We start from the raw sequence: 22258 nt of genomic DNA, 5'->3' as shown, positions 1-22258 counted from the left end.
GCCCGGGACTTCTCCTGCCACTTAACCGAGTTTATGTGTAATGATTGAAATGTAAAGATCTATCCTGCAAATTTTATGGTGGACCCGGCGTAGGGGCCCGGAGTTGGCCCGAATGCCGGAGCTGCGCGGCACAGGCCTGCGGGAACGCGTGCCTTCGGCTGTCCGTGGTTTCACGGGCTTCCGCGGGTGGTCAAGCCTCAGAATGTGTAATGACAAAGGAGTCAATAGTGGGTACTTCCGAGAAAAAGACAACCAGGCTGAAGGCAATTTTCAACCGGCCGGGCACAACGCTGATGCCCTTTGGGGTGCTTCCGATACACGCGCGGATGGCCGAGCAGGCAGGCTTCGAAGCCTTTGAGGTCTCCGGCGGATTGTCCGCGTGGTGGCTAGGCGGTGTGGCCGACGTCGGCTACATGACGATGACGGAAGTGGTGCAGCAGGCCGCCAGTGTGGTAAGGGCTGTAGAAATCCCGGTTTACTGCGACGCGGACACTGGATACGGCGGTCCCGTAAACGTTCGTCGGACCGTGCAGGAATTTATTCGGGTCGGGGTGGCCGGCATTCACATTGAGGACCAGTCCGAACCAAAGAAGGCCGGTGGGCGGGCTGGTATACGCCTCGTATCAGATGCGGAAGCCATTGGCCGGCTGCAGGGGGCCATTGACGCCCGTGACGAGCTTGATCCCGACTTTGTGATCGTGGCACGCACCGACGGATATGGCGCGGAGGGCGGCGGTCTCGAGGAGGCCATCCGCCGTGGCGTCCTCTACAAGGAGGAAACTGGCGCGGACGTCATCTTTTATGAAGGACTCAACTCCTGGGAGGAAGTCCGTATCGCCATCGAGGCTACTCCTGGACCGGCCTATGCGATACCGAGCCGTAGGGCTGGCCGGACCCTGCCAACCGCTGAGCTGGCCGCCTTCGGGCAAAAGATTCAGATTGTACCGTTCATCTTGCCCGGCATCCATGAGGTCTGGAAGCTACTTCTTGAAGTGCGCAATAGCGGCGAAGTTGCCGCCGTGGACGATTTCCGGGAGCTGATCGACTCCGCGGCTGGCAGCGAACAATACGTCGGTTGGGGCGAGCACCTGCTCAAGCCTGGCTACGACGATGCGCGGTTGCTGGAGGAGAGGTATCTTCCGAAGGAGCTCCAACGGGACTATGCAAACACAGGCGGCGACGAAGACTGAAACAAGTCCGGTCGGTGCGGCAGTGCAATGCGGGGCAGCTGGTTTTGGTGGAATCCGGGTTGTCTATTGAAGAATTCTCCTATTATTATAATCACTATAAATATAGTACTTATACAAAAGTAAAGCTTGCGATTTCGTCGTAGTGCTCCCTCGTTCCCAGCGACGGTTGGGAGGCTGTTGACGGCCCGAAGAATGAATAGTTCCGGTTGTGCTCGGCCACGAATCTCGCCTGGGCACGCAGATGACTGAGAGAGAGAACGTGACGCGTATTGGGATTGTGGCCGAGTTAGGCCAGGAGACGAGGGTGGCGGCGACGCCTAAAACGGTCGGTCAATTGGCCGATTTGGGCTACGAGGTTGTGGTCGAGAAGGGCGCGGGAGAGCTGTCCTCCTTCCGTGATGACGCGTATGCCGCGGCCGGTGCCCGGATTGTCGGGGCCGATGAGGCGTGGGGGTCCGAGGTGGTGTTGAGGATCAATCCGCCCACCGAGGAAGAACTCGGCCGGCTGGCCGAGGGCGCGACGCTGATCGGGTCGTTGAGCCCTGGGCTGCGGCCGGAGCTGGTGGAGGCGTTGGCGGAGCGTCCGATCACGGCCCTTGCCCTGGACGCGGTGCCGCGGATCTCCCGGGCGCAGTCCATGGATGTCCTGAGTTCGATGGCGAACATCGCGGGCTACCGGGCCGTGATTGAGGCAGCCCACGAGTTTGGCCGGTTCTTCACCGGCCAGGTGACCGCGGCGGGCAAGGTCCCGCCGGCGAAGGTCCTGGTCGCCGGTGCCGGTGTCGCCGGGTTGGCGGCGATCGGGGCCGCGTCCAGCCTGGGCGCGATCGTGCGGGCGACGGACCCCAGGCCCGAGGTCGCCGACCAGGTGAAGTCCATCGGCGGCGAGTACCTCAAGGTCGAGGTCGCCGACGTCATGGAGTCCACGGACGGGTACGCCAAGGCCACGTCCGAGGCGTACAACGCCCGCGCTGCGGAGATCTACTCCGAGCAGGCGGCGGAGGTGGACGTCATCATCACCACGGCCCTGATCCCGGGACGCCCTGCACCGAAGCTGCTCACCGCCGAAGACGTCGCCGCCATGAAGTCCGGCAGCGTGATCGTGGACATGGCCGCCGGGCAGGGCGGCAACGTCGAAGGCTCCGTCGCGGGGGAACGGATCGTGACGGACAACGGCGTGGTGATCCTGGGGTACACGGACCTGCCGGGCCGGCTGCCGGCCCAGGCGTCCCAGCTGTACGGGACGAACATCCTGAACCTCCTCAAACTCCTCACCCCGGCCAAAGACGGCCAGCTCAAGATCGACTTCGACGACGTCGTCCAGCGCTCCGTGACGGTGGTGCGGGACGGTGAGAAGACCTGGCCCCCGCCCCCGGTCCAGGTCTCCGCCGCACCCGTGGTGACGCCCGACGCCGGGACCGCCTCCGCGGGTACCGCACCGGCGAAGAAGCCGGGGCTCAGCCCCGCCCGTAAGGCGGGCCTGTTCGCCGCGGGCATCGCTGCCTTGTTCCTGGTCAACGCGGTCGCCCCGGCGCCGTTGCCGCAGCATTTCACGGTGCTGATGCTCGCCGTCGTGGTCGGGTTCTACGTCATCGGCAAAGTCCACCACGCACTGCACACCCCGCTGATGTCCGTCACGAACGCGATCTCCGGGATCATCGTCGTCGGCGCCCTGCTGCAGGTCACCTCCGGTAACCCCGTGATGCAGGTCCTGGCCGCCGTCGCGGTGCTGCTGGCCAGCATCAACATCTTCGGCGGCTTCGCCGTCACCCGGCGCATGCTCGCGATGTTCTCTGCCGGGAAGGCCCGTTCATGAGCACCGCAACCATCGCCGCAGCAACACTATCGAGGAGCCTCACCGTGTCTGACACCGTCACCGGGCCGCTGACCACCGAGTCCATCGCCGGGGCCGCGTACGTTGTCGCGGCCCTGCTGTTCATCCTGTCCCTGGCCGGGCTGAGCAAACACGAGAAAGCCCGCTCCGGGGTCATCTACGGCATCACGGGCATGGTCATCGCCCTCGCGGCCACCATCTGGCTGACCCTCCTGGGCGCCTGGGGCACCGGCGCGGGACTGACCGGACTGGTGCTGCTCGTGGCCGCGGTGGCCGTCGGCGGGGCCATCGGGCTGTGGCGGGCCCGGGTGGTGGAAATGACGGGCATGCCCGAACTGATTGCCCTGCTGCACAGTTTCGTGGGCCTCGCCGCGGTCCTGGTGGGCTGGAACGGCCACTTCGAGGCCCCCGCCCTGTCCCCGGAGCTGATGAATGTCCACCACGCCGAGGTGTTCATCGGTGTCTTCATCGGGGCCGTGACCTTCACCGGCTCCATCGTGGCGTTCCTGAAACTCTCGGCCCGGATGACATCCTCGCCGCTCATGCTGCCGGGCAAGAACGCCATCAACCTCGGGGCGCTGGCCGCGTTCGCGGTCCTGACCGTCTGGTACGTCAACGACCCCAAGCTGTGGCTCCTGGTTGCCGTCACCGTCCTGGCCCTGGGTCTGGGCTGGCACCTGGTGGCCTCCATCGGCGGGGGTGACATGCCCGTCGTCGTGTCCATGCTCAACAGCTACTCCGGCTGGGCCGCAGCCGCGGCCGGGTTCCTGCTGAACAACGACCTGCTCATCATCACCGGCGCCCTGGTCGGATCCTCCGGCGCGTACCTGTCCTACATCATGTGCAAGGCCATGAACCGCTCCTTCATCTCCGTGATCGCCGGCGGCTTCGGCATCGCAGCACCCACCACCAGTGACGCCGGAGAGCAGGGGGAGCACCGGGAAATCACGGCCGAAGCCACCGCGGAAATGCTCACCAACGCGACCAGCGTGGTCATCACCCCCGGCTACGGCATGGCCGTCGCCCAGGCCCAATACCCCGTCGCCGAACTCGCCCACCAGCTCCGGGAACGCGGAGTGAACGTCCGGTTCGGCATCCACCCCGTCGCCGGCCGCCTGCCAGGGCACATGAACGTGCTCCTCGCCGAATCAAAAGTCCCTTACGACATCGTCCTGGAAATGGACGAAATCAACGACGACCTGAACGGCACCTCCGTGGTCCTGGTGATCGGGGCCAACGACACCGTCAACCCCTCCGCGGCAGAGGACCCGGGAAGCCCCATCGCCGGCATGCCCGTTCTGCGCGTCTGGGAAGCAGAGAACGTCATCGTCTTCAAACGATCCATGGCCGCCGGATACGCCGGAGTCCAGAACCCCCTCTTCTACCGCGAGAACTCCCAAATGCTCTTCGGCGACGCCAAACAACGCGTCGAAGACATCCTCAAAGCCCTCTAACAAGGAGTACCCGATGCGTAGCCAGAACCCAATTGAAGAGGAAGACGAGAGAAGAGACGATGCTTAGTCACCGACTTAGTCCCGATAGCCCTGTTTGGCAGGCATTCCGCCCCAAGTTGCAGGAGCGGGTGTCTGACGCGGAAGAAGCACGATTGCCCCGACGGGTTATCAACATCGATGAACTGTGCGCATCCCCGTGGATTGGTCTCCACTACCGGCATGAGTTCCTGCTCCACCACAAGCACGAGCTACTAGAGCGGTCTCCGAAGAAGTGATGCCCCGCGAACCATCAAACCTGAGAGGATTTTCAATGTCCCAAGCACAGAAAATTGACGCCCTTGAAAATCTTCTCCATGAGGAACGGAAGTTCGCGCCCACTGCTGAGTTCGCCGCGGACGCGGTAGTCGGCGCCGGAGTCTACGCGGAGGCGGCTGCGGACCGTCCCGCGTTCTGGGCGAAGCAGGCGAGGGAGCTGCTGGACTGGGACACGGACTTCAGCCAGGCCCTGGACTGGTCCGAGCCGCCGTTCGCGAAGTGGTTCGTCGGCGGGGAAATCAACGCCGCGTACAACGCCCTGGACCGGCACGTGGAGAACGGGCTCGGGGACCGGGTGGCGATCCACTTCGAGGGCGAACCCGGCGATACCCGCTCCTACACCTACGCCCAGCTCACCGACGAGGTGAAACGGTGCGCGAACGCGTTCGAATCCCTCGGGGTGGCGAAGGGGGACCGGGTGGCCGTGTACCTGCCCATGATCCCCGAAGCGGTGATCACGATGCTGGCCTGCGCCCGGATCGGGGCCGTGCATTCGGTGGTGTTCGGCGGGTTCTCCGCCGACGCGCTGCGTTCGAGGATCGATGACGCCCAGGCCACACTGGTGGTCACCGCGGACGGCACCTACCGGCGCGGCAAGCCCAGCCCGCTCAAACCGGCCGTGGACCAGGCCCTCTCCGCAGCGGGCCATTCGGTCCGGAACGTCGTGGTGGTCAGGCGCAACGGCCAGCCGGTGGACTGGCACGAGGGCAGGGACCAGTGGTGGGAGGACACCGTCGGCGCCGCCTCGGGCGAGCACACCGCGCTCGGGCACGACGCCGAACACCCTTTGTTCATCCTGTACACCTCCGGGACCACGGGCAAGCCCAAGGGCATCCTGCACACCACCGGCGGGTACCTGACCCAGACCGCCTACACGCACAAGGCGGTCTTCGACCTGCACCCCGAAACGGACGTGTTCTGGTGCACCGCCGACGTCGGCTGGGTCACCGGCCACTCGTACGTCGCCTACGCGCCCCTGGTCAACGGCGCCACCCAGGTCATGTACGAAGGCACCCCGGATTCCCCGCACCAGGGCCGCTGGTGGGAAATCGTGGAAAAGTACAAGGTCTCCATCCTCTACACCGCCCCCACGGCGATCCGGACGTTCATGAAATGGGGCCGGGACATCCCCGCAAAGTTTGATCTGTCCTCGATCCGGGTCCTGGGTTCGGTGGGCGAGCCCATCAACCCCGAGGCCTGGATGTGGTACCGGGACGTCATCGGCTCCAACGCCGGCAAGAACGGGGAAAAGAAGGCCCACCCCGCCCCGATCGTGGACACCTGGTGGCAGACCGAGACCGGCGCGCAGATGATCGCACCCCTGCCCGGAGTCACGGCGACCAAGCCCGGTTCGGCGCAGGTGGCGCTGCCGGGCATCGCGATCGACGTCGTGGACGAGGCCGGGGAGTCCGTCCCGGACGGGCACGGCGGCTACCTCGTGGTCCGCGAACCGTGGCCGGCGATGCTGCGCGGGATCTGGGGGGCCCGGAACGGTTCAAGGAGACCTACTGGTCCCGTTTCGAGGGCATGTACTTCGCCGGCGACGGTGCCAAGAAGGACGACGACGGCGATATCTGGCTCCTGGGCCGGGTCGATGACGTCATGAACATCTCCGGGCACCGGCTCTCCACCACCGAAATCGAATCCGCGCTCGTCTCGCACCCCTGGGTGGCGGAGGCCGCCGTCGTCGGGGCCTCCGACGAAACCACCGGCCAGGCCGTGGTCGCGTTCGTGATCCTGCGCGAGTCCGCCCCGTCGGGACAGGACAGCGGCGACGCCACCGTCGCCGAACTGCGCAACCACGTCGGCAAGGAAATCGGCCCCATCGCCAAACCCAAGCACATCCTCGTGGTCCCCGAACTGCCCAAGACCCGCTCAGGGAAGATCATGCGCCGCCTCCTCAAGGACGTCGCCGAAGGCCGCGAACCCGGCGACGCCACCACCCTCTCCGATCCCACCATCATGGCCCAGATCGCGCAGTCACTCCGCGTATAGCTGATGAGAACGACTTCTGCGGCTTTGGAACGCCAATGACTTAACAGCCAAATTGCAAACTACCCCTGTGCTTGCCCGTCGCCTTGGGCTGTCTTCCGAACGGTTATTCGGCGGTTTGTTTTTAGTAGTTTTCGGCAGCCAGGAATCGGTCGCTGAAAGTGATGGCGAACGCGGTCAAGCGGGCTTCAAGCGCGTTGTCGATCGGGCCCTTCCGACACCAGTCGGGCGTTCAGTGATTCGATCATTTGTCGCGCAGACCACGTGCCGTATTTCCACGTCGCAGTCTTGGACCGGGACGAACTTTCCCAAGCGTTTTGTCAGAGCCCCACCATCGGCCGTGTTCCTGCCCAGCGCTCTGTAAGCTATTCGAACGCTGCCCGGGCCGCCGTGGCGTTCACTGCGGTGTAGTTTCAGATCCCGTTTGAGGTCCTGCTTCGGTCCAGACGGACGGTGTTGCGGGTTAGGTGGATGATGCTGAACGCGGGGAGCTCTTGAGCCAGTCGCCGATCAGGCTGTTCCTGACGTCGGTGAGGCCGCTCATCCAGTACTTTGCACTCTTCCCGCAGTCCCCGGCCACAGGCGCAGGAAGCGCTTCTCCCAGGCCAAAGTAACCCCCAATGGGCGCAAAGATCGGGCGGTTGAGGGCCTGCCCGTCCCGGACCTTGACGGCAATGGAGTCGATAACGATCTCCGAGAAATCGTCCAACGGCCGGCTCTGCCAGGCGGCCATTTCTTCAAGCAAGCGGTCGTGATCCGCGAGACCGTCTCTTTGGACACAAAGGGGCCGTAGACCACCGCGAATGAGTGCCTAACTCACCGGTGGTCAGGCCTTTGGCGTAGACCGAGAGGACCCCTCTCATCGACCCCGGTCAGCCGCAACAGGCGCTTGACGAGGATCTTCGGTTCGAAGGTGCCCTCCCTGTCCTGCGGAACCTCGATCGGCACCGAGCCGGTCGACTCCGTCAGCACGGGATTGGGCCGGGCGGCGTTGCGCGAGTTGGCGGTGATCTTGACTGCCACGTCGTGCCTTTCATAACCGAAGTGCTCGGTCATTCCCTCGTTGAGGGCGGTCTCGATGACGGTCCTGGTCAGCTGCTTGGGCAGCCCATTGGGCCGGTCACCGCCCGACCCTGTTCTTAGGCCATCCTCACCAGCTCACGGGCGGCATCGGCCCCAGGTCTCGTCGCCATATGGGCACCTCCCGCTGGGTTCAGCGCTCGGCGAGTCGAGCCGGATACACGGTTATTTAGAGACAGTCCCCGTCGCGTAGGTGGGAGACAAAGTTAAGCTAAGGACGTATGGGGCGTCCCGGTTTGCACAACAACATGACTGGATTCGCCCACCCGCCTGACGCTGATAGCGGATGCTGGTCAGTCTGACCTTCCAAGCCCTCGCGTCTTATAGGCGGTGTCCTTGTCCGTGTTCCAGCCGGCGAGCATTCCGTAGCGAGGAGTTGGTCGCTGAGTTTGGCCAGGCGGTAGCCGGGGTCTGCCTCCAGGGCGAGTTCCATGTATTGGTGGGCTTTGCTGCCGCGGCCTTCCCACCAGTTGATGTAGCCGATGGCGGTAAGGAGGGGCGCCGAGTGCTTTGTGCTGCTCAGCGTGTAGGCGTGGAGGAGGATTTGCTGCGCCCATTCGACGCGGGCCCACTGCGGCTTTCCGGGAGTTTGGGCCAGAAGGATCTTTTCCATGGGACCGTCGACGCCTGGGATGTCTGCCATCAGTTGGTCGCGGATCGCGGCGAACTGGAAGTTCGCGATCAACGCAGCGGTCTGATCATCTGTAGGGTAGGTTTTGGCCTCGAGGATGCCCGCCCAGAGGGTTCGAGCCCTTTCGATCGCGCCGTGGTCATGGGACTGCCCGATTGATTTGATCCGATCCTCGACGGCATGAAACGTCGCCTCCTTGTTTGACGGCGGCAAAGTGATCCGGCCGGTTCGTGCGACCGAGCTCCCGCGGTACACGAGCTCGGCGTTGATTTCACTGGAGTCGACCATCGACAGGGGCAGGGCGCAGTTGAGGTTGGGATCGTCGTCGTACGGCGAGGCTGTCTCGTCGCCGACGAGGAGCCCGTCCCTGATGGTGATTTGCCGTTCGGCGAGAGCTCCGGTCAGGGCGGCGATGACTGCAGCATACGGTTTGTCCTGGCCGCCTGTCGGGGCGGCCGAGGTGTAGACGGCGACCAGGGCGCTGGTGGCGTTCGTGTCGTTCGCCAGGTAGCCGGCGACTGTTCGGGCATAGGCGCGTTCGCCGCCGTCGTGCTTGGGGAGGTCCACGCGGAGGGTCACGCCGATGTGGTTGGTGTCCAGGGTGATGCAGACGAGGCTTTCCTGCGACCAGAAACCGAGGGTGTGGCCGATGAAACTGAGGACATCGGCGGGGGGTCTTGATCGTGAGGGTTTCCATGGTCCTTCTCTTTCCAAGGCGGCGTCGGCCGTGGCCGTTAGGTTCCGGCGTCGTTCTGATAGAGGATTCAATGCTGGGCATGAGGGGCCGGAGTGCAACTTGGGGAACCGGCAGTGATCCAAAAGTTCGCAAGGAAATAAGCGGAGCGCCGAGCGAAGTTTTGGATCGAGGCCGGCGCGAAGCGCCCTGGTTGCGCGGAGGACCCGCCCAGCGATGATCGACCATCAGAATGACAAACAGCGAAGGTTCTTCTGCCTGTCCGTGGTCAACCGTGTGCGGCCCGGCACGACGCCAGGTCCTGCTCCGTCCGCGGGGACACTAATGTCCGAGATGAGTGCTGGAGCGCAGAACTTATGGCCGTCATAACGACCACGTGATCATATTCGTGAAAGTCCTCCGGAACATCATTTTTGTTGGCGGCTTTGTCGCCATCTGTGTTCTCGCTGCAGTGATCAGTGCTTTCGGCAAACCGGAGGTGAATGAGCTGAAAAACAACTCACCGGACGAAAAGTTCTTGAGGTTCAGCCGCAGGCATGCGGCATCGGAGATCGTCAACCATGAAGGACCAGCTGGAGGCTGCGGAATCCCTCTCCGCGGACAGGAAGTAGTAGCGGCTGTGCGGTGTCTCGGACGCGCGACGGTCGGGCATTACTGGCGGACCCCATTGCAACCGACTCACCTTTAACTCACCTCAATCAGCGGCAACCAACGACAAATCATCGCCTGTCATTGACCGCAAAAACCCCGAGAATCCGGGCGAAAACCACCAGATCCCGGGCAAGCAAAGGGACTCGAGACTAAAGCGGGGGTCGTCGGTTCGAATCCGACAGGGGGCTCCAGATCCAGATGATGTAGGCCGACTCGGTCTAGCGGAGGACGGCCATTCCGGGCTGATCATCGCAGGTGGAGGGCACCCCGGTGATATTCGTCCGGCCACCCGATTCCGTTAAGGTCGGGCTTGGGGGTGTCCGCTCAGGTGGCGGGATCACGCAGGGTCGGGACTTTGGTCCGAGAGAGGTATTTGGCTCTAATGTTGACCGATGATTGAACCGCGCCAACTTAGTGAAAGCATCAGCATGCGCGTACTGCGCGTAGGTGATGCGGCTGCGCTCGCCGCCGCATATGTGCGCAACCGTGCCTACCTTTCACCCTGGGAGCCAGTACGGCCCGAGGAGTATTACACCGCAGACTGGCAGTCAGCGGACATTGCCAGCCGCCTCGCTGCGCATGAGGCAGGGGGAGCGCACCCGCTCGGACTGTTCGACGGCGATCGAGTCGTCGGCCGATTCAACCTGGCCGGAATCGTACGCGGTCCCTTCCAGAGCACGGGCCTGGGCTACTGGGTGGATAGCACATATGCAGGCCGCGGACTAGCGTCGGCGGCAGTCCAGGCGATAGTCGAAATGGCGCGCGACGAACTCGGCCTGCACCGCATTGAGGCGAGCACTCTTCTCCACAACGCTGCCTCGCAGCGCGTGCTGCTCAAGGCCGGGTTCCAGCAGATTGGCATGGCGCCGCGATACCTGCAGATTGCCGGAAAATGGCAAGACCACAATCTCTACCAAGTGGTCCTTCACGACTAGAACCGTCCACGGGCTCGCCCAGTACGCTATCGCCATGCAGATTCGCGAATGCACCCTCGACGACCTGGCGCAGGTGAATTCGCTCTGTGACGCCAGCGAGCGGAGACGCTGGACCAGCGAGATGGTCCTCCCAAGGAGCGACCGAGTCGTTTTGGTGGCCGTTACACACGGCAAGGTCATCGGCGTAGCCAAGACCCATTTCCATCCGAATCCCGACGGCGGCTCGCCCGCCGGCCACTATCTCGGGGGAGTGGTGGTCGCCCCGGGGTTTCGACGGCGAGGGGTCGGTTCTGCCCTCACCGTGGCGAGGTTGGAATGGATCTGGTCCCGGGCGTCCATCGCCCACTACTTCGCAAACGAACACAACACGGCATCCATCAGAATGCACGATGCGCTCGGCTTCCGCCTGGTTGCACGATTCCCGGAGATTCGCGGAGTGACCGCCGACGACGGCCGGGCCGAGCTCATTCTCTTCGCGGCGTCCCGAGGAGGGTGGGACCCGTCAGAGGTCACTGAGTCCAAGGCCTCGATCATCGAGGCACGGTGATCGTTTTCCTGCCGGGGCCCCGATTGATCGTAGGCAGGTGCAGGATGGGCCTTTGACGGACGGCAATTTCAGCCATACGAAGCGTTCCATTTTGTTGAAGGTTCCGAAGTCCAGAACGGCCCCGTCAAGCTTGGGGGCCAGGTCATGGCTGACGCTGACCGTGATCGTCGCGTCGCCCGGTAAGTCCGCTCCGGCGCGGGTTCCTTCGCGGCCGGCAGCGTACAAGACGCATTGAAGGGGCTTTTTCGGCTCGGTCCGCGAGAAGTAGAGCCCTTGCTTTCGGCAGCCGCCGTTGCCTTGGTAGCAATGCAGCAGCCCACCGAAAACTTCAATCATGTCGACGGCGGTCCCACTCACGAAAAAGCTGCCGTGGCCGGGAATCCGGGCGAGCATGCCTTGTCCCGTTGTCGCGGTCTTCATGGGCTGTTTCCGATCTATGGAGGTGTGCGGTCCGGCCTTGGCCTCGAGTGAGCCGGGCGCTTGCTTATATGCATCTATATGCAGATTCTTTCACATTCCTACTTGCGCGCTAAATCGCAGTTCGGCTCGCCTTCGCGATACAGCGCCTCGCGTGATAGCCGGACGGCCTGCCCGCACGGGATGTGCGGGCAGGCCGTCAGCTCTTGAACGCTATGACGGGTCAGGGGCGGAAGAGTTCCTCGAACGTGCCCGATGTAGTGGGCGAGCAGGTGTTCGCCAGGCAGCCGAGGTGCCACATGTGTTGGATGGTGGAGAGCAGGGTGTAGTGGTCGGAGAGCTGGTTCGAGGTCTTGTGCGGGCCTGCAGCCGAGTTGATCACGATCATTGGTGCGTGGCCGCCGCCCAGGACCGCGCCGTTCTGTCCGACCGGGCTGCCCGGGCCGCCCGTGGAGCCCGAGTAGTCGTTCTCGTCCCAGGCCAGGACGATGCTTGACTTAGTCGTCTTCCACGTCTGAGAATCCATGATCTGCTGGACGGTCTGCTTGAGGTAGGCGTCGCCGAGCTGGATCGCGCGGTGGTCGAGGCCGGAGTCCGGGTAACCGCATTGGGGCAGTCCGATGAGGGCTGCTCCGGAGGGGGAGATCCCGTGCATGTCGTGGCACTGGTTGGGACTGATCCAGACAAAGTTGGGCACGTTGCCGCTCGCGAGGTCGGTTTTTAGGTTGTTCTCAAGCGGCACGATGTTCTGCAGGCGCGGGCTGCCCGGGTAGTTGATGTCCGAGAAGTACATGAACGGGTTGTGCTTCTGGGCGTACAACTTGACCGTGGTGGAGCCGATTGTGGGTGCGTATTCGACCTGGGAGCCGGTGCTAGGGAGGTTCTCCATGTATGCCTTCCAGCTCAGTCCCTTGTTTTCGAGCTGGTCGACGATGGTCTGGCCGGAGAACATATGCGGAGTCGCGGCGGCGCTGGCCGCCTGTTCTGGCGTGAGTTGCCCGGTGACTCCAGTGTCGCTGGAGCCGGGGACGAACTCTTCAGGGGCGCACGTGACATTCGCTCCCGCTTTGCAGTCGTCCCAGATTCCTTGGAAGCTGCCCGAGATGGCTGAGAGGTAGTTGGGCAGGCTCGGGTGCGTGACGCCGTGGTAGTTCGCCGCAGTGTTGTAGCGCTGCGCGAGGGTATTGATGTAGGGCGCGTCGGCGGTGTTGCCGATGATCTGGTCGTAGCCGTGGTTCTCCATCATGATGACGAAGACATGGTCGGGACCGTTGGCCCCTTGTCCGCTCGCTTGGGCGACGGAGCCGGACGCGGCCAGTGCCGTGGCGGGGCCAACCGAGCCGACCACTGCGGTGCCTGTGAGCGCGATGGTGGCCGCAATGGCTGCCAGGGCTCCGGACTTGCGGCTTTTCAACACATTGAGCATTGAATTGTCCTTTCGGGTTGCGCCCCTGTCGGAGCGCTTCTATTCGGGGTGAAGAACAGCGGGCGACGGCGGGCGACTGCCCGTCAGCGGCCCAATTGGGGGTCGGACGTGAGAGCCCGGCCGTCGTCGAGGCGCCCTGCGAGGACTCGCACGAGCTTCGGATCCGCCGCGGCGGTGATCTTGAGGTCGTACCAGCCGCCTTGCGTGGGGATCACCACGGTCTTGGCCTGGCCCGGGTTGAGCGCGAGGGCCTGCGACCCGGCGCCGTACGCGTCTGTGATCGTGAGCGCGGCAGCGGCCGGGCCAGCGTTCTCGATCCGGAACTGCGCGTGGCCGGACACGCCGTCGCGGGTGACGGTCGCGCGGATGTCCGCGGCCGCCGTCGTGCCCGCGAAGCGGCGGTACCAGCCCGCCGGGCCGTGCATCTGCACGTCGTACTCGGCGCCAAGCGCCCACGACGCGTCGAGTGATGCACCCGCGCCGATCGTGTACGAGTACGGTCCCGCCGGAAGGAGATTCGAGCGGACCTGCACGTGTGCGCCGAGCTTCCCGGCGTTCAACCAGTGGGCGGAGAGCTTGCCGCCGGCCACCGAGACCGCGACGTCGAGCGCGTACCCGAGCGGTCGCGACGGTCGCGTGCCCTTCTCCTGGGCCGGCATTGAGTTGACTGCGGGAGGCGTCGGCACGTAGCTCGGATGCCGATTGTGGTCCGCGGCCTTGAACGCCGAGGTGTCGGGCAGGGCCGGCGCCGCGCCCGCGTTCGCCGAGAAGTCGAACGCGCTCGTGAGGTCGCCGCACACCGCGCGGCGCCACGGCGAAATATTGGGGGACTTAACACCGAAGCGTGACTCGAGGAACCGCACGATCGACGTGTGGTCGAACGTCTCCGAGCAGACCCACCCGCCCATGCTCCAGGGCGAGGCGACGAGCATCGGCACGCGCACTCCGAGACCGTAGTGGCCCGGGACGTCGGCGATGCCGGAGAACGTCATCCGGCCGTCGTACCACTCGCCCTCGGTCGAGACCGTGGATGCGCCGGGGATCTGCGGGGTGTTGGGGTGCGGCGGGACGACGTGGTCGAAGAAGCCGTCGTTCTCGTCGTACATGAAGAACACGGCTGTCTTGCTCCAGAGGTCCGGGTTGGACGTGAGGATGTTGAGGATGTTCGCCGTGTACCAGGCGCCGAAGTTCGAGGGCCAGTTCGAGTGCTCGGTGTACGCCTCGGGGGCCACGACGTAGGAGACCTCCGGGAGCTTCCCGCTCGCGACGTCCTCGCGGAAGATCCGGAACAGGTCGTCGCCCGCTTTCGCGTTCGTGCCTGTCAGCGCTTTCTCGTAGAGCGGGCTGCCGGGCTTCGAGTTCTGGTACTGCGTGAGGTACAGGAGCGAGTTGTCCCCGTAGTTGCCGATGTGCGCGTCGCCCGTCCAGCCCCAGTAGCCCGCGGCCGTGAGGCCGTCGCCGACGTCCTGGTACACCTTCCAGCTCACGCCGGCCTTCTCAAGCTCCTCGGGATACGAGCTCCACGAGTAGCCGACCTCGGCGTTCCACAAGTCGGGGCCGCCGGCCTTGTAGTCGTTGCCGTCCCAGCCCGTGAACATGTAATAACGGTTGGGGTCCGTGGGGCCGAGCAACGAGCAATGGTACTGGTCGCAGATCGTGAACGCGTCCGCGAGGGCGAAATGGAACGGGACGTCGCCGCGCTCGTAGAACGCCATGGTGGCCTCGGACTTGGCGGGGAGCCACTTGTCGTATTTGCCCACGTTGAAGGCCTCGTGGGTGAGCTTCCACGAGTGGTCGAGGTCTTCCATGAACTGCATGCCGAGATTCGGCGCGGTCGGGTGGTAGGGGAGGATGTCCCGCGTTCCGTTGTTCTGCGCGAACGCGTCCTTCCCGCTCGGGAGGATGGCCGGATGCGGGTCACCGAACCCGCGTACGCCCTTGAGCGTGCCGAAGTAGTGGTCGAAGGCGCGGTTCTCCTGCATGAAGACGATTACGTGCTCGACGTCTTTGATCGAGCCGGTGGCACGGTTGGCCGGAATGGTCGCGGCGCGCGCGATGCTCTCGCCTAGCATTTCCGCGATTGCGGCACTCGCCGCGCTGGCCCCTGATAGTTGAAGAAAACGTCGACGGTTGAGACCTGACATGAGCTGCTCCCAGTGCTTGGCTTTGTTGACAAAACCCCCGCCGGACTCTTCCAGCACCGGGCAAAAGCTAAGTGCAGGAAAAGCAAACTTTGGGCAACATACGGGAGGGGGCAAGCCGGAGCCGGCTTTTATCTGCCTGGGGTCTCGGTCCGGGCGTGGTTGAGCTTTTCAGTCTTTCGGGCGGTGAGGTAAAGGCGGTGGGATGTAATGACCAGGACCAGCCAGGCGGCGCCGAGCGTCCAGGCCGCCAGGACATCGGTGAGCCAGTGGTGGCCCAGGAACACCCGGCTTAGGCCGATGGTCAGGGCGAAGAGGGCCGCGGTGGTCACTGTCCAGGCGCGGGCCCGGCGGGAGCGGCAACGCAGGATGACCAGGTAGGCGACGATTCCGGCGATCACGAACGAATTCAGCGAATGCCCGCTGGGAAACGAAGGGGAATACTCGTAGGGCGGCACGGCGTCGCTGAGCGGGGGCCGGGCACGGCCGATGAGTTGCTTGCCGGCAATGGTCATGAGGAGGGAGCCGGCCGCAGCGGTCACAATGAGGATCGCCGGCGTCCACGAGCGGCGCCGCAGGACCAGCACGGCGGTGGCAATCACGGCCAGGATCGGCATCCCGATTCCTCCGCCCAGATCGGTGTACGCCGTGGCGGCGGCGTCCAGTGCGGGGCTGCGCAAGGTCATCGCTGCCTCCAGGACCGGGTGGTCCAGGGCGGACACGCCATCTGCTTCTGTCACGGCCTCGTACACTCCGCCGGTCGCGAAAGCGAGCAGTGATGCCACTGCGGCTCCAGCAGCGAGGATCAGGATGAGCGCACCGTACGGGCCGAGACGGGCACTGAGGCGTTGTGCGCGGGAGGCGAGCCACCTACCAGCGGGCGACTTCCACCGGGCCAGGTCGGCGTCACCGACGAACCGGTCGTCGGCAAGCTCGCCTTTGCCTTTGGCTGAGTCGTCGTCCGACGTGCCTTGGGGATGAACGCCCATTGTCTTCCGCCTCACCTCGTGAATTGATTTGATCAGTAAGGTTACCTTCTAGGCTGTTTGAAGACCGGACCCCAGAGGATTGGCCCCGCCCCCGGAAGGAGCACTGAGTGGACACTGATGCTGGCACGTGGTTCCTGAGTCGCGCTGAGCGGGGGAATCTGGCCACGAAGGTGCACGCGGGCGGTGCCGGGTCTTCGGCGTGGTCGGAGGGCAACCTGGTGCGGCCCCTGATTCATGGAGCGAGCTATTTTGCCCGACTGCATGAGGAGCTGACTGCTCTGCGGGCGGGAGACCGTGTGTGGTTCACCGACTGGCGTGGCGACGCCGACGAACGGCTGCTGGCGGACGGACCGACGATCGGGGACCTGCTCGCAGGGTTGGCTCGCCAGGGCGTGGAAGTGCGGGGCCTTGTCTGGAGATCCCACGGCGAGCGGGTATCAGCCCCGATGAGCGGCCGATCCAACGAGCTCCTGAGCCGCAAGATCAACGACGCCGGCGGAGAAGTGTTGTTGGATCAGCGTGTCCGCCTGTTCGGTTCCCATCACCAGAAAATGTTCGTCATCCGCCGTCGTGACGATCCGTCGCGGGATGTTGCGTTCATCGGCGGGCTCGACCTTTCCCACAGCCGAAGGGACGACGCCGACCATGCGGGAGACCCGCAAGCGGTGACCATGGATCCCCGGTATGGGAAACGTCCGCCGTGGCACGATGCTGCGCTCGAACTGCGGGGGCCCGTGGTCGCGGATGTACTGGCAGTGTTCGCTGAGCGATGGAACGACCCCCATCCACTGGATCGACGCACCCCCTACCGGATGCTGCTGCAACGCCTGGCCCGTATGCCCCGGCACCCCGAACCGCTCCCGGCCGCTGCACCGCCGCCACCCGCGGCCGGACCCCATGCCGTGCAGCTGCTGCGCACCTACGGTGTGAAACGTCCCCCGTTCCCGTTCGCGCCCGAAGGGGAACGCAGCGTTGCCCGAGGCTATGCGAAAGCCTTCGCCCGCGCCCGCTCGCTGATCTACATAGAGGACCAGTACTTGTGGTCGACCGAGGTCGCAGCCGGAATCGCAGAGGCACTAGAGCGGAATCCTGACCTTAACGTGATCGTCGTCGTGCCCCGCTACCCCGACTCAGATGGCTCGCTTACGGGCCCGGCAAGCCGGATCGGGCAACTTCGCGCCCTCAAGATGTTGCGCCAGGTCGCACCCGACAGGGTCGGCGTGTTCGACCTGGAGAACAGCTCCGGAACTCCGATCTACGTCCACGCCAAGATCTGCATTATCGACGACATCTGGTTCACCTGCGGCTCAGACAATTTCAACCGCCGGTCCTGGACCACCGACAGCGAGCTCACCTGCGCTGTATTCGACACCACTGCCGACACCACTGCCGAGAACGGGGAGCCGCCCGGCACCGACAACGGCCACGCCGCTTCCCGGCCGCTGGCCCGCGGGCTCCGGCTCCAACTCTGGGCCGAACACTTGGGCTTCGATCAGGACGATCCCCGAATTCACGACCCGGCGGCTGGGCTAAAGCTGTGGAAGACCAGCGCCGACGCCCTCGATAACTGGCACGAAACCGGGCGCCGCTCGCACCGCCCCACCGGAAACGTGCGGCACCACACCCCGGAACCTGTTTCGGCCCTCCAGCGTCTGTGGGCGGATCCGCTCAGCCGCTTCGTCGTGGACCCGGACGGCCGTCCCCGGCGACTGCGCGGCACCACCAAGTTCTAGGCAAGCTGGGTCGAAGCGCCCACCGCGTTCAAAGCCGCCGGATTCAGGCGGCCATCACCGCGTCTGCGGATGACCGGACGGAGATGTTGACATCTGACTGTTGGGGATCGATCAGGGCCGGAAGACGGCGGGATTGCGAGCAGCGGTGGAGCGCTTCCATGGCCGCCGGTTCCACGTTGGCCCCGCTGACGTCGATTTCGAGGGCCAGGCCAGGCATAAGGGCGTTGGCCCGCCTGGCGACTACGTAAAGGGCGTGGAGGCTCCGGGAGGTTAGCCGTCCATGGGCTGTGATGCGGACCTGGGCACCATCGATGTCCATTTTTACGAGAAGCCGGATTTTTTCGGTCATGAGTCCTCTTCCGATCAGGAACCGCGACGCTGCGGCCCGGAACAAAGACTAAACGGAGGATGTGACGCGGGCAACAGTTTCCTCTGTTAGCGGCTTAACTGATTGCGAACCATCTCTTCGGGCTTGCCCATGGCCCTGCAGGGAATCCTGGCATAGGGTTTGACCCACTACCCGCTGGCTGCCCCATTGGGTTCATAGGCACGATGCGGGCGCCCGGGCATGAACTTTGAACTCGGGATGTGGCCAGCGCCGATTCCCGACCGATGAAGACGTGAGGGAGAAACATGACGCTTGCTCGTGCTGGACATCGAATTTCCGCCCATCGTCCCTGTATCCCCGCAGCGCTGCCAAGGGTGCCAGCCTGCGGGCAGTGCGGCCCTGGGTTTCCGTTGACCTTCCATGAGTATGTTCCCGCTGTCTATGCGGCCGATGGCAGCGGATTGCGGCCGCCGTCGGCAAGCTACAGCTGTGCAAAATGCGGGACGAAGGACAACCATCAGGTTCCCTCGGGCTGGGAGCCGCCTGAGTGGCAGTGGTACTCCTGAGCGGCGTCGCCGCTCAACGCAGGGAACGACGGCGGGAGGCCCCGCCGTCGTCCACGCTCAGCGTTTCATGGAGCTCCGCCTCGGAGGGTAAGACCAGCAGCCCAGCTGGAACAGCAACGCGGAGACTCGTTGCGGGAGCTCGCTTCCGCGCCCTATGATCGCCATGGGCTTGCCGTCGGCGGGCTTCGGGGTGCGGCACGGGCGTCGCTACATGGGTGCGTCTAAAGTGACTTCAATATTGATCAGGACCCGGGAATTCACGAGGCGTTTGATGCGTCTTGGATTCATGACGACGACTATTGCTTCCATGGCGGCGACCGGCATCATGGGGATGGGTGCAGGTCTCATGCCCCCGGGATCACCCGGTGCCCCCATAGCCGTGGACGGAGTCTCTTCGGCCAGCGTTTCCGTTTCCGCGCCGTCTTCCGGCGGGGCAGTGGATTCATACACAGTGACAGCCAACCCCGACGGTGCCACCTGCACCATCACAGGGGCATCGGGTTCGTGCGTGGTCAGAGGTCTGATCAATGGTTACACGTACAGCTTCACAGCCACGGCCACCAACAGTGCCGGTACGTCAGAGCCGTCGCCACCCAGCAATTCGGTCACCCTCCACCTGACTCCTATCGACATCTACTACTTTTCCCTCGGCGGCCCTGCATTTCTTGGTGATCCCACCGGCTGGGAGGTAGACAATTTGCGCTTCGGTGGAGCCTACCGCAACTACAGCAGGGGGACGATCTACTGGTCGCCGACGACCTACTCCCACCTCAATCAGGGTGCGATCCGATCCGCCTACGCGGCTCAAGGATGGGAGAACGGCCCCCTCGGATACCCCACCTCCGATGAAGTCGGACCGATTCGCGGCGGCGGCGTCTACCAGTCCTTCCAGGGCGGGGCGATCTACTGGTCACCGGCCACAGGCGCCCACGTGAACGCGGGCGCCATCCGCTCTGCGTATGTCGCTCAAGGTTCGGAGAACGGCCCGCTGGGCTACCCCACGGGCAACGAGGTAAAGGGGCTGCGCGACGGCGGCGCCTACCAGTCGTTTCAAGGCGGGGCGATCTACTGGTCGCCGGCGACCGGCGCCCACGTGAACGCGGGCGCCATCCGCTCCGCCTATGCGGCACAAGGATGGGAGAACGGCGAGCTCGGCTATCCCACAAGCAACGAGTACTCCGTTTGTTGCGGTGGTGCTGCCCAGGACTTCCAAGGCGGCCGAATCACCTGGACGCCAACAGGGGGCACCTCCATCCCCCGACGCTAGCCGTGCCAGCCCGGAAGCCGCGAGCGGAGTGGGTGATTCCGCGTCGCGGCCTCGGAAGGGTGGTTCTAGTCAGCGAGGATGTGGTACAGCGCTCGCCGTGTTTCGTCGATCTTTTCCATGGCGGCTGTGCGCTGTTCGTCGGTTGCGGCGAAGCGGAATTGGTGGATAACCCCCATGAGCTTTGCCACGCTCTGGTGAAACGCGGGTCCTGATCCTTCTGGATCGATGTTCCACGCATTTTCCAGCTCCTCGGCGTGCTCCGTTACGTATGCCTTTCCGGCGTCGGTGAGTGTGAACTCAGTGCGCCGGCCTTCGCCGACGGGTGCAATGAGCTCTTCGTCAACGAGCTGCTGCAGCGTCGGATAGACGGAACCCGGGCTTGGGCGCCACGATCCGGACGTCTTCTCAGCGATTGTCTTGATGAGTCCGTATCCATTGGATGGTGCTTCGGCCAGCAAGGAGAGGATCGCGAAGCGAACGTCGCCCTTGTTGGCCCGACGCTGGCCGCCGGGGCCAAAGCCGGGACCAAAGCCTGGGCCAAACCCCGGCCCGAAACCGCGGCCTGGCCCAAACCCGCGGCCTGGCCCGAATCCGCCGTGTCCGTGGGGCCCGCGACGGCTCCGGCCGCGTCCGAAGCGTTCCATATCCGGACCGCAATCCGTGTGTCTGTTGTCGTGAATGCCTTTCATAGCGGCATCGTCCTTTCAATCTTGTGTGGGTTGCCCTGAGGCTCGCAGTGTGTTCTGCGATAGTTAACGATATATCGCTGACTGTCGTTAAACAAGAGTTGGATTTTGCTCGAACTGGGCTGCGACGCAGCTCGGGGATGCCGGATCGCTCCGCCGACGGCTCCCTCGGAACTTAGGATGGTCATGAACGAGATTGAGGACACCAAATGAGTGAACACCTTACGACCATCGAGGTCGAAGAATTCCTGCCGTATTCGCCTGCCAAGGTTTGGCGGGCACTGACGGAACCCGGGCTGATCGCCCGCTGGTTGATGGAAAACGACTTCCAGGCGATCGTGGGGCACCAGTTCCATATGCGCGGGATTCCCGTTCCGGCAGTCGGATTCAGCGGCTTGGTGGCCAGCGAAGTCCTTGACCTGGAAACGGAGAAGCTCCTGCGTATTTCCTGGCGGGATGCGAACTCTGGAAACAGCCTCAACAGCACTGTGACATGGTCAATCACTGTGGCGGACACCGGCACCAGGCTGTCGCTTGTCCACGACGGCTTCAATCCCGACGAGCCGACCCACGTGGCATCGCACCGCATCATGAGCGGCGGATGGCGAAACCATGTTCTTCCGCGGCTCGGCCAGACCCTGGCCGAATCCGACAGCGCCGAATCCGACAGCTAAGGAAAACAATGCAATTCGTCGTCTTCTACAGCTCGGATCCTTCGGCGCTTCCAGGGCTGCAGGCCGTTTACCCCAGGCACGTTGAATATATGCAGGCGTTCGCTGCCGAAGGCGGCCTGATTGGCATCGGGACTTTCAACAACCCTGCCGTGAACGGTTCGATGGGCATCTTCACCAGCAAGGAAAGGGCGGAGCAGTTCATTGCGGGAGATCCTTTCGTCTTGGAAGGACTTGCAGTACCCAGCGAGATCCGGGAATGGAACGCAGTCATGTTCAGTCCGCAGGATCACGCCTGACATTCGGGCAACTGCGGCGCCTTTCACCGGCAAGGCTCCATAACAGGCTGCGGCACCTTAGGCTCGATTCTCCACGCCGCCCGGTGTAGTGCGGTTGCGAGCCAACCCCGGATCCGAGCCAGCCGCAGGCGCCTTGCCGGGCGTGCCGGAACAACCGGTGCCCCAGGCAAGGCACTGCGGCTGTCATTGTTCACGATGCCAATGACTGCGCAAGCCATCATCAACGAAAAATCCATAGTCATCTTCTTCTCATCTAAAACGTGGAGCCCTGGACTGTGATCAGTTAGCGGCTGGAAGAAACCCGAATACTCAAGGCGGAACCGCCGTCGTTCAAGGTCCTGTTAAAGACGCTAAGCGCTCCGGAAGACTATGTCAGCAGCTGTGCCGCCCCCTGCTTTTCCTAGGATTGACG

The 22258-nt window shown here is 63.9% G+C and carries 16 protein-coding genes and 2 pseudogenes; 10 read left to right on the top strand and 8 right to left on the bottom strand.

The genetic code is table 11. The features are described from left to right. Nucleotides 1-227: 227 nt before the first annotated feature. The 4 genes and pseudogenes from ACSVHC_RS07045 (at nucleotide 228) to acs (ending at nucleotide 6788) form a co-directional block, all read left to right on the top strand. Nucleotides 228-1190, top strand: a complete 963-nt coding sequence (locus ACSVHC_RS07045; protein ID WP_439180689.1) for an isocitrate lyase/PEP mutase family protein — start codon at nucleotides 228-230, stop codon at nucleotides 1188-1190. A gap of 259 nt (nucleotides 1191-1449) precedes the next feature. Then, nucleotides 1450-3006 (top strand): Re/Si-specific NAD(P)(+) transhydrogenase subunit alpha, encoded by a 1557-nt coding sequence (locus ACSVHC_RS07040; protein WP_439180688.1) that lies wholly within the window; start codon nucleotides 1450-1452, stop codon nucleotides 3004-3006. Then, the gene (gene pntB / locus ACSVHC_RS07035; RefSeq protein ID WP_439180687.1) at nucleotides 3003-4478 is read left to right on the top strand and encodes a Re/Si-specific NAD(P)(+) transhydrogenase subunit beta; all 1476 of its coding nucleotides are present in this window, start codon (nucleotides 3003-3005) and stop codon (nucleotides 4476-4478) included. The genes ACSVHC_RS07040 and pntB overlap by 4 nt, the downstream gene beginning before the upstream one ends. A 310-nt stretch (nucleotides 4479-4788) precedes the next feature. Further along, nucleotides 4789-6788: pseudogene (gene acs / locus ACSVHC_RS07030) on the top strand (acetate--CoA ligase). 121 nt (nucleotides 6789-6909) lie between these two features. On the opposite strand, the pseudogene ACSVHC_RS07025 reads toward acs, so the two are convergent. Beyond that, nucleotides 6910-7960: pseudogene (locus tag ACSVHC_RS07025) on the bottom strand (transposase); the annotation flags it as partial. 116 nt (nucleotides 7961-8076) lie between these two features. Further along, nucleotides 8077-9264, bottom strand: coding sequence for a DUF4192 family protein (locus ACSVHC_RS07020; protein ID WP_439180686.1), 1188 nt, complete (start codon nucleotides 9262-9264; stop codon nucleotides 8077-8079). Between the two features lie 969 nt (nucleotides 9265-10233). Between ACSVHC_RS07020 and ACSVHC_RS07015 the strand changes: the two genes are divergently transcribed. Together ACSVHC_RS07015 and ACSVHC_RS07010 are read left to right on the top strand one after the other, a co-directional pair. Next, nucleotides 10234-10776 (top strand): GNAT family N-acetyltransferase, encoded by a 543-nt coding sequence (locus ACSVHC_RS07015; RefSeq protein ID WP_437772466.1) that lies wholly within the window; start codon nucleotides 10234-10236, stop codon nucleotides 10774-10776. Between the two features lie 34 nt (nucleotides 10777-10810). Next, nucleotides 10811-11323 (top strand): GNAT family N-acetyltransferase, encoded by a 513-nt coding sequence (locus ACSVHC_RS07010; protein ID WP_437772467.1) that lies wholly within the window; start codon nucleotides 10811-10813, stop codon nucleotides 11321-11323. Here ACSVHC_RS07010 and ACSVHC_RS07005 read toward each other — a convergent pair. From ACSVHC_RS07005 to ACSVHC_RS06990, 4 genes are all read right to left on the bottom strand, one after another. Beyond that, a complete protein-coding gene (locus ACSVHC_RS07005) occupies nucleotides 11279-11743 on the bottom strand; it encodes a peptidase (protein ID WP_437772468.1) in 465 nt (154 codons plus the stop codon). The two genes, ACSVHC_RS07010 and ACSVHC_RS07005, sit on opposite strands and share 45 nt — an antisense overlap. A gap of 220 nt (nucleotides 11744-11963) precedes the next feature. Further along, complete coding sequence (locus ACSVHC_RS07000; RefSeq protein WP_437772469.1) at nucleotides 11964-13166, bottom strand: alkaline phosphatase family protein; 1203 nt, start codon at nucleotides 13164-13166, stop codon at nucleotides 11964-11966. A gap of 83 nt (nucleotides 13167-13249) precedes the next feature. Next, entirely contained in the window at nucleotides 13250-15310 is a 2061-nt protein-coding gene (locus ACSVHC_RS06995) for a phosphocholine-specific phospholipase C (protein WP_437772470.1), read from the bottom strand. A gap of 128 nt (nucleotides 15311-15438) precedes the next feature. Continuing rightward, on the bottom strand, nucleotides 15439-16296 hold the full coding sequence (locus ACSVHC_RS06990) for a phosphatase PAP2 family protein (RefSeq protein ID WP_439180685.1): 858 nt from the start codon (nucleotides 16294-16296) through the stop codon (nucleotides 15439-15441). A 107-nt stretch (nucleotides 16297-16403) separates the two neighbouring features. Here ACSVHC_RS06990 and ACSVHC_RS06985 point away from each other — a divergent pair, with 107 nt between their 5' ends. Further along, nucleotides 16404-18029, top strand: a complete 1626-nt coding sequence (locus tag ACSVHC_RS06985) for a phospholipase D family protein (protein WP_437772472.1) — start codon at nucleotides 16404-16406, stop codon at nucleotides 18027-18029. A gap of 43 nt (nucleotides 18030-18072) precedes the next feature. On the opposite strand, the gene ACSVHC_RS06980 is transcribed toward ACSVHC_RS06985, so the two are convergent. Next, nucleotides 18073-18378: a hypothetical protein gene (locus ACSVHC_RS06980; protein ID WP_437772473.1), complete on the bottom strand. Its 306-nt coding sequence runs from the start codon at nucleotides 18376-18378 to the stop codon at nucleotides 18073-18075. A gap of 831 nt (nucleotides 18379-19209) precedes the next feature. Here ACSVHC_RS06980 and ACSVHC_RS06975 point away from each other — a divergent pair. Further along, entirely contained in the window at nucleotides 19210-20190 is a 981-nt protein-coding gene (locus ACSVHC_RS06975) for a fibronectin type III domain-containing protein (protein WP_437772474.1), read from the top strand. A gap of 65 nt (nucleotides 20191-20255) precedes the next feature. Here ACSVHC_RS06975 and ACSVHC_RS06970 read toward each other — a convergent pair whose 3' ends face one another. Then, nucleotides 20256-20879, bottom strand: a complete 624-nt coding sequence (locus ACSVHC_RS06970; protein WP_437772475.1) for a PadR family transcriptional regulator — start codon at nucleotides 20877-20879, stop codon at nucleotides 20256-20258. Between the two features lie 206 nt (nucleotides 20880-21085). Between ACSVHC_RS06970 and ACSVHC_RS06965 the strand changes: the two genes are divergently transcribed. Both ACSVHC_RS06965 and ACSVHC_RS06960 read left to right on the top strand, forming a co-directional pair. Continuing rightward, nucleotides 21086-21550 (top strand): SRPBCC family protein, encoded by a 465-nt coding sequence (locus tag ACSVHC_RS06965; protein WP_439180684.1) that lies wholly within the window; start codon nucleotides 21086-21088, stop codon nucleotides 21548-21550. Between the two features lie 8 nt (nucleotides 21551-21558). Then, nucleotides 21559-21846, top strand: a complete 288-nt coding sequence (locus ACSVHC_RS06960; RefSeq protein ID WP_437772477.1) for a YciI family protein — start codon at nucleotides 21559-21561, stop codon at nucleotides 21844-21846. Nucleotides 21847-22258: the final 412 nt, after the last annotated feature.

Origin of the sequence: Arthrobacter sp. KNU-44 (assembly GCF_051843155.1) — a bacterium.
Lineage (GTDB): Bacteria > Actinomycetota > Actinomycetes > Actinomycetales > Micrococcaceae > Arthrobacter.
Note: the sequence above shows the minus strand (reverse complement) of the source record. Positions and strands in the feature narration are given on the sequence as shown.